The organism is Massilia sp. YIM B02763, assembly GCF_030412015.1.
In the GTDB taxonomy this organism is placed as follows: domain Bacteria; phylum Pseudomonadota; class Gammaproteobacteria; order Burkholderiales; family Burkholderiaceae_D; genus Telluria.
The window spans coordinates 88,883-100,731 of record NZ_JASNRD010000005.1 but is presented as its reverse complement, the minus strand read 5'-3'; the positions used below and the strand labels follow the sequence as shown (position 1 = coordinate 100,731).

Annotated in this window: 11 protein-coding genes; 9 read left to right on the top strand and 2 right to left on the bottom strand. The window is 64.6% G+C overall.

Annotated features, from left to right (window positions below; translation table 11 throughout):
* Position 1 precedes the first annotated feature (1 nt).
* The 3 genes from QPK32_RS09505 to rpoH all read left to right on the top strand — a co-directional run bounded on the left by QPK32_RS09505 (position 2) and on the right by rpoH (position 2,990).
* Positions 2-682, top strand: a complete 681-nt coding sequence (locus QPK32_RS09505; protein WP_290412565.1) for a cell division ATP-binding protein FtsE — start codon at positions 2-4, stop codon at positions 680-682.
* Positions 679-1,599: a permease-like cell division protein FtsX gene (ftsX, locus tag QPK32_RS09500; RefSeq protein WP_290412564.1), complete on the top strand. Its 921-nt coding sequence runs from the start codon at positions 679-681 to the stop codon at positions 1,597-1,599. The genes QPK32_RS09505 and ftsX overlap by 4 nt, the downstream gene beginning before the upstream one ends.
* Positions 1,600-2,099: 500 nt before the next feature.
* The gene (rpoH, locus tag QPK32_RS09495; RefSeq protein ID WP_290412563.1) at positions 2,100-2,990 is read left to right on the top strand and encodes an RNA polymerase sigma factor RpoH; all 891 of its coding nucleotides are present in this window, start codon (positions 2,100-2,102) and stop codon (positions 2,988-2,990) included.
* 164 nt (positions 2,991-3,154) lie between these two features.
* On the opposite strand, the gene QPK32_RS09490 is transcribed toward rpoH, so the two are convergent.
* The gene (locus tag QPK32_RS09490; RefSeq protein ID WP_290412562.1) at positions 3,155-4,039 is read right to left on the bottom strand and encodes a dienelactone hydrolase family protein; all 885 of its coding nucleotides are present in this window, start codon (positions 4,037-4,039) and stop codon (positions 3,155-3,157) included.
* A 141-nt stretch (positions 4,040-4,180) separates the two neighbouring features.
* Here QPK32_RS09490 and QPK32_RS09485 point away from each other — a divergent pair, with 141 nt between their 5' ends.
* The 4 genes from QPK32_RS09485 to ggt all read left to right on the top strand — a co-directional run bounded on the left by QPK32_RS09485 (position 4,181) and on the right by ggt (position 8,497).
* A complete protein-coding gene (locus QPK32_RS09485) occupies positions 4,181-4,624 on the top strand; it encodes a MarR family winged helix-turn-helix transcriptional regulator (protein ID WP_290412561.1) in 444 nt (147 codons plus the stop codon).
* Positions 4,621-6,123 (top strand): MDR family MFS transporter, encoded by a 1,503-nt coding sequence (locus QPK32_RS09480; RefSeq protein WP_290412560.1) that lies wholly within the window; start codon positions 4,621-4,623, stop codon positions 6,121-6,123. Before QPK32_RS09485 ends, QPK32_RS09480 begins: the two co-directional genes overlap by 4 nt.
* A gap of 159 nt (positions 6,124-6,282) precedes the next feature.
* Positions 6,283-6,690, top strand: a complete 408-nt coding sequence (locus QPK32_RS09475; RefSeq protein ID WP_290412559.1) for a hypothetical protein — start codon at positions 6,283-6,285, stop codon at positions 6,688-6,690.
* A gap of 34 nt (positions 6,691-6,724) precedes the next feature.
* Positions 6,725-8,497 carry a gamma-glutamyltransferase gene (gene ggt / locus QPK32_RS09470; RefSeq protein ID WP_290412558.1) on the top strand — a complete coding sequence of 591 codons (1,773 nt, stop codon included), beginning with the start codon at positions 6,725-6,727 and terminating at the stop codon, positions 8,495-8,497.
* 91 nt (positions 8,498-8,588) lie between these two features.
* On the opposite strand, the gene QPK32_RS09465 is transcribed toward ggt, so the two are convergent.
* Positions 8,589-9,932, bottom strand: coding sequence for a hypothetical protein (locus QPK32_RS09465; RefSeq protein WP_290412557.1), 1,344 nt, complete (start codon positions 9,930-9,932; stop codon positions 8,589-8,591).
* Between QPK32_RS09465 and QPK32_RS09460 the strand changes: the two genes are divergently transcribed.
* A complete protein-coding gene (locus QPK32_RS09460) occupies positions 9,913-11,259 on the top strand; it encodes a hypothetical protein (RefSeq protein WP_290412556.1) in 1,347 nt (448 codons plus the stop codon). The two genes, QPK32_RS09465 and QPK32_RS09460, sit on opposite strands and share 20 nt — an antisense overlap.
* The gene (locus tag QPK32_RS09455; RefSeq protein ID WP_290412555.1) at positions 11,256-11,810 is read left to right on the top strand and encodes a hypothetical protein; all 555 of its coding nucleotides are present in this window, start codon (positions 11,256-11,258) and stop codon (positions 11,808-11,810) included. Before QPK32_RS09460 ends, QPK32_RS09455 begins: the two co-directional genes overlap by 4 nt.
* Positions 11,811-11,849 lie beyond the last annotated feature (39 nt).

The window sequence follows — 11,849 nt, the reverse complement described above, 5'->3', positions numbered from 1 at the left end:
GATGATCGAGTTCCAGTCCGTCTCCAAGAAATATTCCGCCGACGCCGTCGCCCTGTCCGACGTGTCCCTGCATATCGCCAAGGGCGAGCTGGTCTACCTGGCCGGCCCGTCCGGGGCCGGCAAGTCGACCCTGATGAAGATGGTCGCCGCGATCGAGCGCCCGACCTCGGGCCGCGTGATCGTCAGCGGCCACGACGTCGGGCGCTTGAAGAAGGCCGGCGTGCCCTTCCTGCGCCGTAACCTAGGCCTGATCTTCCAGCACCAGCGCCTGCTGAACGACCGCCACATCCTGGCCAACGTGATGCTGCCCCTGATCGTCACGGGCGCCCCCAGAGCGCAGGCCGAGCAGCGCGCCCGCGCCGCCCTCGACAAGGTCGGCCTGCTGGAGCGCGCGAACGCCCTGCCGATGGAACTGTCGGGCGGCGAGCAGCAGCGCGTGGCGATCGCGCGCGCCATCGTCAACCGCCCCCAGATCATCCTGGCCGACGAACCGACCGCCAACCTCGACCGCGCCGCGGCCGACAAGGTGATCGACGCCCTGCACGCCTTCCACGCCGTCGGGGTGACCTGCGTGATCTCGACCCACGACGAACAGATTCTCGACAGCGCCGCGCGCGTGATCCGGCTGGAACACGGCCGGGTGGTGCAGGGTGCGGTCGTGTCCGAAGGAGGCGCGGCATGAACATCTGGTTCCGCCAGCACCGCTTCGCCCTCGGCGCCGCCTTGGGGCACCTGCGCAAGGCGCCGGGCAGCTTCCTGTTCAACGTCCTCGTCGTGGCGGTGGCCCTGGCCCTGCCCTTCGCCGGCGTGACCCTGCTCGACAACGTCAAGCCGATGTCCGAGCAGCTGTCCGTCGACCCGGAGATCAGCCTGTTCCTCAAGGCCGGCACCCCGCGCGAGGAAGCGCAGGCGCTGGCGCCCCAGCTCCGGCAGATCCTGCAGGGCAGCCGCGCCAAGCTGGTCTTCGTGCCGCGCGAGCAGGCGCTGGACAGCCTGAAGGACAAGAGCGGCCTGTCCGATGTCCTCGAGACGCTGGGCGACAATCCGCTGCCGGACAGCTATGTGATGAAACTGGAAGGCTTCGCCGCCAGCGCCGACGCCGCGCGCGTGGACGGCATCGCCGAACAGATGCGCCTGCTGCCGGGCGTGGACACCGTGCAGGTCGACTCGGCCTGGGTCAAGCGCCTGGCGGCCCTGCTGGGCGTGCTGCGCCTGGCCCTGCTGCTGCTGGCCGTCACGCTGAGCGTGGTGGTGATCGCGGTGGTATTCAATACGATCCGCCTGCAGGTGCTGACCCAGAAGGAAGAGATCGCCGTATCGAAGCTGCTGGGCGCGACGGACAATTTCATCCACCGTCCGTTCTACTATACGGGCGCCCTGCTGGGCCTGTGCGCCGGCGCGGTGGCGCTGGGCGCCGTGGCGCTGGCGCTGCGTCCGCTGAACACGGCGATCGCCGAGTTCGCCCGCCTGTATGCCTCGGAGTTCCAGCTCGCCGCCCTGCCCCCGCTGGGCATCGCCGCGCTGCTGGCCATCAGCGCCGGCCTCGGCCTGGTGGGTGCGATGCTGTCGGTGCAGCGGCACCTCGCGCGCCTGCGTTGATTGTCGATTCGATCAGCAATACCCCGAAATTTACCGTCGGGGTATTGAATTTCCGCAAACCGTCCCAATATTAATAAATCAACCCGTCTGCTGTTGGCCAGTCAAGTCCACCAGCAGACACGGGAAATACGCCTACAAGGGTACGTGCGCCACTTCACAGACCCTGAATCACGACGCCCCTAACCTGTCTCCAACAGCTATCAAACGGTACGGGCGGCACGTTTGACCCACATCAATCGAACTACCTGTCCCTGCTCTACATTGGAATTGACTGCTTATTTCGATTCCCAGGAGCAATACTTTAACGAAACTTAAACTGCTCGTCTCAAATATGGTGGTTCCTAGCACTCCCTACAAGAGAGTGCTAATATAAGGACAGACTATCGCGGGAAGTGTATTCGATAGGCACCGTCCACATCCCGTATCGCCAACCGGCAGCGCCTTCGGGGCGCCGGAAATGGCAGAGACGATGCAGTACAGCTACTACGAGGGAATTGACTATGTCCGCACAATCCGCATTGGTTCCGGCCGGCAGTCGTGCTCTGGGACTCGGTTTCAACGGCAATATCGGCAACATCGACGCCTATATCTCGGCGGTCAATCGTCTGCCGATGCTGACCCACGAGGAAGAAGTATCGCTGGCAAAAAACCTGCGCGACAACGGCGACCTGGATGCCGCCCAGAAACTGGTGATGTCCCACCTGCGCCTGGTCGTGTCGATCGCCCGCGGCTACCTGGGCTATGGCCTGCCGCACGCCGACCTGATCCAGGAAGGCAATATCGGCTTGATGAAGGCCGTCAAGCGCTTCGACCCGAACCAGGGCGTCCGCCTGGTGTCGTACGCCATGCACTGGGTCAAGGCCGAGATGCATGAATACATCCTGAAGAACTGGCGCCTGGTGAAGGTCGCCACGACCAAGGCCCAGCGCAAGCTGTTCTTCAACCTGCGCAGCAACAAGCAGGGCCTGGATGCCATGTCGCCGCAGCAAGTGGACGACCTGGCCAAGATGCTCGACGTCAAGCGCGAAGAAGTGATCGAGATGGAAACCCGCCTTTCGGGCCGCGACATCGCCCTGGAAGCGCCGACCGACGACGAAGACGACAAGTTCTCGCCGATCGCCTACCTGTCGTCGGACCAGCAGGAGCCGACCAAGGTGCTGGAAGCCGAGGAAGTCGTGCGCCTGCAGTCGGAAGGCCTGGAAACGGCCCTGGGCAAGCTCGACCCGCGTTCGCGCCGCATCGTGGAAGCACGCTGGCTGGCCAACGACGACGGCTCGGGTGCGACCCTGCACACGCTGGCCGAGGAATTCGGCGTGTCGGCCGAGCGCATCCGCCAGATCGAATCGGCGGCGCTGAAGAAAATGAAGACGGCGCTGGCGGCTTACGTGTAAGCCTCCGCGCGGAAGTGAAAGAAAGGCACCTGCGGGTGCCTTTTTTATTACCCCGTCCGTCGCCCCTGCGGAGGCAGGGGCCCAAGTTCTGTTTGCATCTCGACTGCTCGTGCAAAATTGGTTCCCTGCCTTCGCAGGGACGACGCGCTTCTATTTGTTGCGGCTCAGGCCAGCTTCTCCTTGAAGAACCCCATCGTCCTCCCCCAAGCCAGCTTGGCCGCCGCCTCGTCGTAGCGCGGCGTCGTGTCGTTGTTGAAGCCGTGCTCGACGCCCGGATACGTGAAGTGCTGGTATGGCACCTTGTTCTCCTTCAGCGCCTCCTCATAGGCCGGCCAGCCCGCCAGGATCCGTTCGTCCTTGCCCGCGTCATGGATCATCAACGGTGTGCGGATCTTGGCGACCTCGGCGGCGGGCGGCTGGGCGCCGTAGAACGGCACGGCGGCCGCCAGTTCCGGCAGCTGGGTCGCGAGGTAGTTGGCGATGCCGCCGCCGAAGCAGAAGCCCACCACGCCGACCTTGCCGCTCGCCTGCGGCAGCTTTTCCAGCGCCTGCACGGCGGCGACGAAGTCGGCGCGCGTCTTGGCCTGGTCCAGCTTGGCGAACAGGGCGCGTGCGCTGTCCTCGTCGCCGGGGTAGCCGCCCAGCGGGAACAGCGCGTCCGGCGCGAACGCGATATAGCCTTCCAGCGCCACGCGGCGCGCGATGTCCTCGATGTGCGGATTCAGGCCGCGGTTCTCGTGCACGACGAGGATCGCCGGCGGCTTGCGCTGGGCATTGGCGGGCATGACCAGGTAGCCGCGCAGCTTGCCGTAGCCCTGCGGCGACGGGAATTCCTGGTAGCTCGTCTTCAGGCGCGGGTCCTTCGGCGCGACCAGCGGGGCGGCGAACGATGGCGACAATTGCGCCAGCAGCGTGGCGGCCGTCGTGCCGCCCACGGCGTAGCGGCCGGCGCGGGCAAGGAAGTCGCGGCGCGACAATTGGCCGTGCACGTAGCCGTCGAAGAGTTTCAGGACTTCGGGGTCGAAGTCGTCTGCGGTCAAGCGCGTCATGAGCGTCTCCTGGAAATGGTCCTCCATGAGCATACCGCGTATTTTCCCGTTTTGATGCATTGACAACGCTTGCCAGCGTTTGCATGGCACCGCGTTGCGGCGTAAAATAGTTAGGTAGCCTACCTATATTTCACGATGACAATGAACGAACCGAACGAACGCGCGCTGGCCCTGTCGGAAGACCTGCGCGCCGCGTTCAAGCGCCTGATGCGCGAGATGCGCCATGACGCCGAGCGCCGCGACACGGGCCTGTCCATGCTGCAGACCATGCTGCTGGCGGCCATCGGGGAGCATCCGGGCATCGGCGTGGCCGAGCTGGCGCGCATGCAGCAGGTGCGCAGCCCCACCATGAGCGCCCAGGTCAAGACGCTGGAGGCGGCCGGCCTGGTCGAGCGCGCCCCGCCCGATCCGCACGACCGCCGCCGCACCGGCCTGCAACTGTCCGCCGCCGGAGAGCAACGCCTGCAGGCGCTGCGCAGCGAGCGCCTGGACTGGCTGGCGCGGCGCGTCGCCCGCCTCAGTCCCCGGCAACTGGATGCCCTCGCCGCCGCCATCGAACCCCTGAACCTGATCGCCGAACCATGACCCAGCCCCTCTCCCCGCCCTTGCCCGATGGCGTACCGCCGCAGGCGACGCCCAGCGAAATCCGCGCCGTCTACCTTGCCCTGATGGCCGTGCTCGGCCTGGGCGCGCTCGACCAGAGCATCGTCGCCACCGCCCTGCCGCGCATCGTCGGCGACCTGGGCGGCATGGCCCACCTGTCCTGGGTCGTCACCGCCTACGTGCTCGCATCCACCGCCACCATGCCGCTGTACGGCAAGCTGGCCGACCAGTACGGGCGCCGGCCGATGGTGTTCACGGCGCTCATCACCTTCCTCGTCGGTTCCGTGCTGTGCGGCCTGGCCCAGGACATGACGCAGCTGATCGTGTTCCGCGCCATCCAGGGGCTGGGCTCGGGCGGCTTCATGCCGCTGGCGCAGATCATCATCGCCGACCTCGTCACTCCGGCCGAGCGTGCCCGGCGCCAGGGCTCGATCGCCATCGTCTTCGCCGTCACCAGCGTGCTCGGCCCCGTGCTGGGCGGCGTGATGACGGACCTGCTGTCCTGGCACTGGATCTTCTACATCAACCTGCCAGTCGGCGCCGTGGCGCTGTACGCCATCGCCACGACGCTCAGGAAGCCGGTCGCCACGCAGTCGCACCGCATCGACTACCTGGGCTCCGTGCTGATGACGGGCACCATCGTGTCCCTGCTGCTGGTGCTGGCGCTGGGCGGTACCGAGTGGCCGTGGGACGCGCCGCAGATCAAGGTGTGCGCGGCATTGACCGCGCTGCTGGGCGCCTGGCTCGTGTTCCACCTGCGCCGCGCGGCCGAGCCCGTGCTGCCGCCGGACCTGTTCGACAACCGCGTGTTCAACGTCGCCAGCATCGTGATGGCGCTGACCTTCATGGGCCTGATGGGCGCCAGCGTGTTCTTCCCGATCTTCTTCCAGCTCGTGATGGGCAGCAGCCCGGCCAGCTCGGGCATGCTGACGGTGCCGATGATGGTCGGCATGATCATCGCCTCGACCCTCAACGGCCGCGTGCTGGCGCCGCTGAACCGCTACAAGGCCGTGCAGGTGTACGGCGTGGCCGCGGCCGTGGTCGCCTTCGGCGTGCTGGCCTGGGCCATGGAGACGGGGCGCGGCTTCTGGTACATCGAACCGGCGATCTTCCTGCTGGGCGCAGGCCTGGGCCTGGTGATGCCGAACATGACCATCGTCGTCCAGCATGCGCTGCCGCTGGCGCGGCGCGGCGTGGGCACGGCGATGCTGACCTTCTTCCGCTCGCTCGGCGGCCTCCTCGGCGTGACGGGTTCCGGCGCGATCCTGGCGCACCGCCTGCACGCCGCCGGCATCGACGCGGCCGCCAGCGCCGGCAGCCACACCGTGCTCGCGCCGGCGCTGCGCGAAGTCTACCGCCACGCCATCGCCAGCGTGTTCGGCGCCGGCACGGCCATCGTCCTCGTCGCCCTGCTGCTGATGTGGTTCCTGCCGGACGTGCAAATGAACACCCCGTCAAGCACCACCCCGCCCAAGGCTTGACCTCCCTTAAACCGGGGTCAGAGCCGGGGTCAGAGCCCGATTTTTGGCAATTTCCCAAAACCGGGCTCTGACCCCGGCTCTGACCCCGGTTTGATATTGGATCAGCGTGGGCATCCGTATTTGTTATTATTGGCATAACGCAAATAACCGGATGTCCCGATGATGCTGTCGCGGTACCTGCCTCACCTGTTTGCCCTCCTCCTCGCGCCGGCGCTAGCCGGCTGCGTGGCCGCGCCGGTCCTGCCGGGCAGCTATCCGCTCAGGCCGCAGCAAAGCGCCACGCTGGCGCGCGACATCACCGTCACCTACGACAGCTTCAGCGACAGCCGCTGCCCGCCGAACGCCCAGTGCATCTGGGCCGGACGGCTCGTGTTCCGCTTCATCATCGACGGTCCGGGCGGCGTCCAGGAAATCACGCTCGGTCCGGACCAGCCCTCGGCCAGGCCGCCCATCCTGCGCGGCGCCGCCATCGCGCTCGACATGGCGACGATCCCGCCCGCGCGCGCCGTCGGCACCATGCGGCCCAGCGACGCCATGCCGGTCACGCTCAAGGTCACGCCACCATGAGCGCCATGACGATCACCCACTTTTCCTTCCTTTCATGACCATATCGAACCGCGCGCCCCGCGCCCTCGCCTGCGGGCTGATCCTGTCCATCGTCCTCGCGCCGCCACTCGCGCTCGCCAAGTCGCCCGTCGCGACGGGCACGGGCGGCGCCGTCGCCACCATCAGTGAAAAGGCGTCCGAATCGGCGCTGGCCATCCTCAACAAGGGCGGCAACGCCATCGATGCCGCCGTGGCGGCCGCCGCCACGCTGGGCGTGACGGATCCGTTCAGCTGCGGCATCGGCGGCGGCGGCTTCATGGTCATCTACCTGGCCAAGGACAAGCGCGTGATCACCATCGACCACCGCGAGACGGCGCCGGCCTCGTTCAGCCCCTCGGTGTTCGTCGAGAACGGCCGGCCCGTCGACTTCGACACGGCCGTCGCCAGCGGCGCCGCCGTCGGCGTGCCGGGTACCGTGCGCGGCTGGCACGAGGCGCTGGAACGCTACGGCACCATGTCGTTCAAGCAGGTGCTGGCGCCGGCGATCGGGGTCGCCACCAAGGGCTTCACCGTCAGCCCGACGTTCAACAAGCTGGTCACCGAGAATGAAAGAAAATTCCAGCAGTTCTCCACGACCAGCCGCCTCTACCTGAAGGACGGCAAGGCGCTGCCGGCCGGCACCGTGGTCAAGAACCCGGACCTCGCCAAGGCCTATCGCGACATCGCCGCGCGCGGCTATAAAGCGTTCTATTCGGGCCCGATGGCCCAGGCGATCGTGGCCGCCGTCAACCGTCCGCCGATGGCGGGCGACGCGCAGGTGCGCCCAGGCACGATGAGCCTGGCGGACCTGGCCAACTACGAGGCGCGCATCCGCCAGCCGGTGCGCTCGACCTACCGCGGCTACGACCTGTACGGCATGCCCCTGCCCAGCAGCGGCGGCGTCACGGTGGCCGAGGCGCTGAACATCCTCGAGGGCTTCGACCTGAAATCGCTGCCGCGCGAGCAGGTCGAGCACCTGTACCTGGAGGCGAGCCGCCTCGCGTTTGCCGACCGCAACGCCTACCTGGCCGACCCGGAATACGTCGACGCGCCCATCGAAGGCCTGCTGTCGAAGCAGTTCGCCGCCCAGCGCCGCTCGCTGATCCGCCAGGACCGCGCGGCGGCCGGTGCCGTCCAGGCGGGCGACCCGTTCCTGTACGAGAACGACCAGAGCTTCCCGCTACGTCCGCAGGCCAACCTGATCCAGAAGGAAGGCACGCACACGACCCACCTGGCCGTCTCCGACAAGGAGGGCAACGTGGTCGCCTACACGTTCACCATCGAGTCCTGGGGCGGCAGCGGCATCGTGGTGCCGGGCTACGGCTTCCTGCTCAACAACGAGATGACGGACTTCGACTTCACGGGTCCCGCGCCGAACATCCCCGAAGCGGGCAAGCGCCCGCGCAGCAGCATGGCGCCGACCATCGCCTTCAAGGACGGCAAGCCCGCCTTCACCATCGGCAGCCCGGGCGGCGCCACCATCATCACCACCGTGCTGCAGACCATCGTCAACCACGTGGACCTCGGCATGCCCATGGACCAGGCCATCGACGCGCCGCGCCTGTCGCAGAGGAACGGCCGCGAGACCGAGGTCGAGCCGGGCTTCGCCGATACCGCCCAGGCCCGGGCGCTGGAAAAATTCGGCCACAAGTGGGCGACCACGCCGGCACCGGAAGAGATCGGCGCCGCCAATGCCATCGTGTTCAACGGGGATGGCACCGTGACGGCGGTCAGCGAAAGCCGCCGCCATGGCATCGGCGCGGCGCTGGTGCAGAAGAAGGCGCATTGAATCACGTAGGGTGGGCACCACGTGCCCACCGTGCGCAGAAGCGACGCGGGCACTCGGTTGGCACATGGTGCCCACTCTGCAGGATCGCGTCCTAGCCCAGCCTCCCCGTTGGGAATGCCACCGGCGCCGTCACCAGCGTCCTCCAGCCATGGCGCAGCTGGAACGCGCCGACGGCCAGGCTGATCGCGATCAGCCAGTACCAGGTGTGCGGCAGCAGCGCGCCGGACAGCCAGCCCAGGCCGGCGGCCACGCCGGCCTCGACCAGCGCGAGCACACCCAGCAGCACGGCGCGCACCACGCCGATCTTCGGCGCGCGCGAAAAATCGCCGAACAGGCAGGCCATGGCCATCTGCCCGCCCAGGCAGCACAGCGCGAACTCGCGCAGCACGAGGTCGGCACCGCCGAACAGCGTGCTGATCCACAGTACGACGGCCGTCAGCACGATCCACTGCAGCAACGCGGCCCGGAGCATCGTCGTGCCCAGGCGCCGGTTCACCAGCGCCCTGTCGCCAGCCCGCGGCGTCAGCAGCAGCAGCGCCTGCTCGTCGCGGGTGCGGTCGAGCTGCTGGCGTATGTGCGCGGTACTGAACGCGATCATGAAGGCCAGCCCGCCCAGGCCGCCCCAGGAGAAGCCCTTGACGAATTCGTGCGTGGAGGCATCGTTGCGCCAGGAAACGAAGAGCCAGGCGACCAGGCTCGTCACCACCAGTATGACGATGGTCGTGATCCACGCGCTCCAGTGGCCGGTCGGTCCGAATGCATGCATCAGCATCGCACCGGCACGCGGCGCACGGCTGTCGCGGTGCAGGATGGCGCGGTAGACCTTGAGGCCAGGCGTCGTCATGACACCCTCGGATTCGTGCGCCGCGGCCCAGCCGTTCGATGCCATGCGCTCCATGCGCCGGACGCGTTCGCCGCGCGTCTCCAGGTGACGGTCGCCGGCCGCCGGGTACAGGCGCGCCAGCATCCATACCGCCGCGGCGCTGAAGGCGGCGGTCGCGAGCAGCAGTCCGGGCCCGCTGGAGACGGCCTGCGCCAGCGGTTCCGGCAGCAGGTGGCGCGACAGCGCCGGCCACAGGCCCGGCAGCACGGTCAGCGCGACGGCGCGGATGTTCCCGGCGCGCATCAGGGCAAAGCCGAGCACATAGCTGCCGACCAGCGCGAAGACCGGCCACTTGCCGGACGCCACGGTGAACGCCGTCGTGACCAGGAACCAGCCGCCGATCGCCATCTGCACGAGACGGCGGCGCTGGCGCGGCAGCAGCCTGGCGTTGGCGGCGGAATTCATGACGACCGCCGATGGCACGAACAGCCAGACCCACGCGATCGCCAACCACAGTCCGCCGATCGCGAGCAGCACGCGCAGCAGTACCAGCACCGGCAGCGTGTGGTCCTGGTAGAGGGAGATACCGCCGATGATGGGCAGCGCGCTCAAGGCCAGCAGCGCGAATCCGGTCAGGAACCTGATGGCGCGGGCATCGCGCTGGACCGTCGTCAGGTTCCAGATCGCCGAAATTAAATTTGTACACAGCAACGAGAATGAAACCGTAGCTGGTCTCGTCGCGGACTTTGCTGCCACGTGTGAGCCAGTGGAAAAAACGATCTTGGTAATGTCTGATTTGCGAACCGGCGCTAGATTTGTCGAGTGTCATGTGCGTGCGAGCAAGCTCATCGAATTAGCAACCGTTGATGTTCCCATTGATCCAGACGAACAACCAGAATATCGGGCAAACCGTGACGTAGTAGAGGATCACGTCGCTTTTGAAAAAATGCGCGAAGACGCCAAAGCGAGACGCACTTTCAGCAACATCGTTTCAGAATACAGCGTCGCATACGATGCGGCACACCCAATCAAGATCATTGGCGGTCAGCGCCGTTATATAGCAATCAAAGAAGCGCTCGAAAGTCAGGTAGATGAATACCATGGTCTTAAGGTGTATTTTAGTTTAGACAGTGAGCAGCGCCTCGATGTGCAGCTAATCTCTAATACTAATATCGCCGTATCGACTGACCTTTTTGACCGGATGCAGGAAACACTAGCGGGACCGGAATTAAGGGAATGGTGTCAGAAGGTCGGCTTACTTCAACAGAATGTGGATTTCGCAGATCGTCGGCAACGCACTAATCCAATTACTGTGCGCGATGCCAGGACTTTTATTTTGAACTACTTCTTGGGCTTGAGCTACGCAAATAAAGAATTCGCCCTCAGCGATACTACTCCAAAAATTGCAAGATCAGGCGATGTTGACTCCGAGTGGGATGCGTTGCGGTCACGCACGCCGCCTATCTGGGAAGACTTGGGTTTGACTATCGCAGGCAACGAGTTCGCCCGCTTGATTGCCGCGCAGCGAGCTGCCTTTGCTAAGCCATCGGTGGGCCAATCGAAGACGAAGAGTACTCAAGCGGACTTTGCTAATAAAGCGCTAAATTTCGCAGTGCTGCGCGCTTGGGCTTTCGTGGCCGGACTACTGTCGAATAATCCGGTTCGATTAAAGCGACATTATGCGCTGGCAGCAACCACAGGAAAAGATCCGCTTGCCGCTGCACTCCTTGCTAAGGGGAAGCATAAGAGTGACCCTGAGAATTACCGTGGATTAGGATATCGGACAGATGCAAAAGAGCGTGGACGCTTAGTCGAACTGTTTTATCTGCAAGCAGAGGACGGCAATGGCATCAATGCAAAGAATATCGAGATCGCAATAAAGAAATACCACGCGAAAGAGGCGCAACTTGACGTAACGAAGGCCCAGGAGTCGAGATGACCGACCAAGAAATCAGCATTGATACGTTCTCAAATACACTGCTCGAGCAAGGCAAGCGCTTTTTAGAAAAGGCGGAAGAAGCGTCAGACAAGACGGCGATTGAGGCTTTCAACCATGCCGCCTTGCTTTTGTCGTTCAGTGCATTGGAGGCAAACCTTAATTCGCTTGCTGATGAAATGTTGCTGCGTGACGGCCTATCACCTCATGACATCGGCCTACTTACGGAATCTGATGTCAACTTAGATGACAGTAGGTTCGTGGTGAGCAAACGCCTAAAAATGTTTCGATTGGAAGACCGGTTGCTTTTCTTGTTTTGTCGTTTCTCTCCTGATGAACAACCAAAGACAAGGCCATGGTGGTCAATTCTCTTGCACGGGATTGACCTGCGCAACAAACTCGTTCATCCAAAAAAGCATGTGACAATCCAGACTAAAGTCGTCCGACAATTCATCGAGGCCGAACTACAATGCTTGGATGATCTTTACGCTGTACTGTTCAAGCGAAGCTTCCCTCAAGCTAAGCGAGGCTTGCTATCGACCCTTGATTTCTGATTACAGGATATCAAGATTAGCTTGTAACATTCAAAAGCC

What these genes read in the sequence shown, in the direction of transcription:
- QPK32_RS09475 (WP_290412559.1), top strand. Translation starts at nt 6,283, where the DNA reads ATGATGCTGTCGCGGTACCTGCCTCACCTGTTTGCCCTCCTCCTCGCG.
- QPK32_RS09490 (WP_290412562.1), bottom strand. Translation starts at nt 4,039, where the DNA reads ATGACGCGCTTGACCGCAGACGACTTCGACCCCGAAGTCCTGAAACTC.
- rpoH (WP_290412563.1), top strand. Translation starts at nt 2,100, where the DNA reads ATGTCCGCACAATCCGCATTGGTTCCGGCCGGCAGTCGTGCTCTGGGA.
- QPK32_RS09485 (WP_290412561.1), top strand. Translation starts at nt 4,181, where the DNA reads ATGAACGAACCGAACGAACGCGCGCTGGCCCTGTCGGAAGACCTGCGC.
- ggt (WP_290412558.1), top strand. Translation starts at nt 6,725, where the DNA reads ATGACCATATCGAACCGCGCGCCCCGCGCCCTCGCCTGCGGGCTGATC.
- QPK32_RS09455 (WP_290412555.1), top strand. Translation starts at nt 11,256, where the DNA reads ATGACCGACCAAGAAATCAGCATTGATACGTTCTCAAATACACTGCTC.
- QPK32_RS09505 (WP_290412565.1), top strand. Translation starts at nt 2, where the DNA reads ATGATCGAGTTCCAGTCCGTCTCCAAGAAATATTCCGCCGACGCCGTC.
- QPK32_RS09460 (WP_290412556.1), top strand. Translation starts at nt 9,913, where the DNA reads ATGATGGGCAGCGCGCTCAAGGCCAGCAGCGCGAATCCGGTCAGGAAC.
- ftsX (WP_290412564.1), top strand. Translation starts at nt 679, where the DNA reads ATGAACATCTGGTTCCGCCAGCACCGCTTCGCCCTCGGCGCCGCCTTG.
- QPK32_RS09480 (WP_290412560.1), top strand. Translation starts at nt 4,621, where the DNA reads ATGACCCAGCCCCTCTCCCCGCCCTTGCCCGATGGCGTACCGCCGCAG.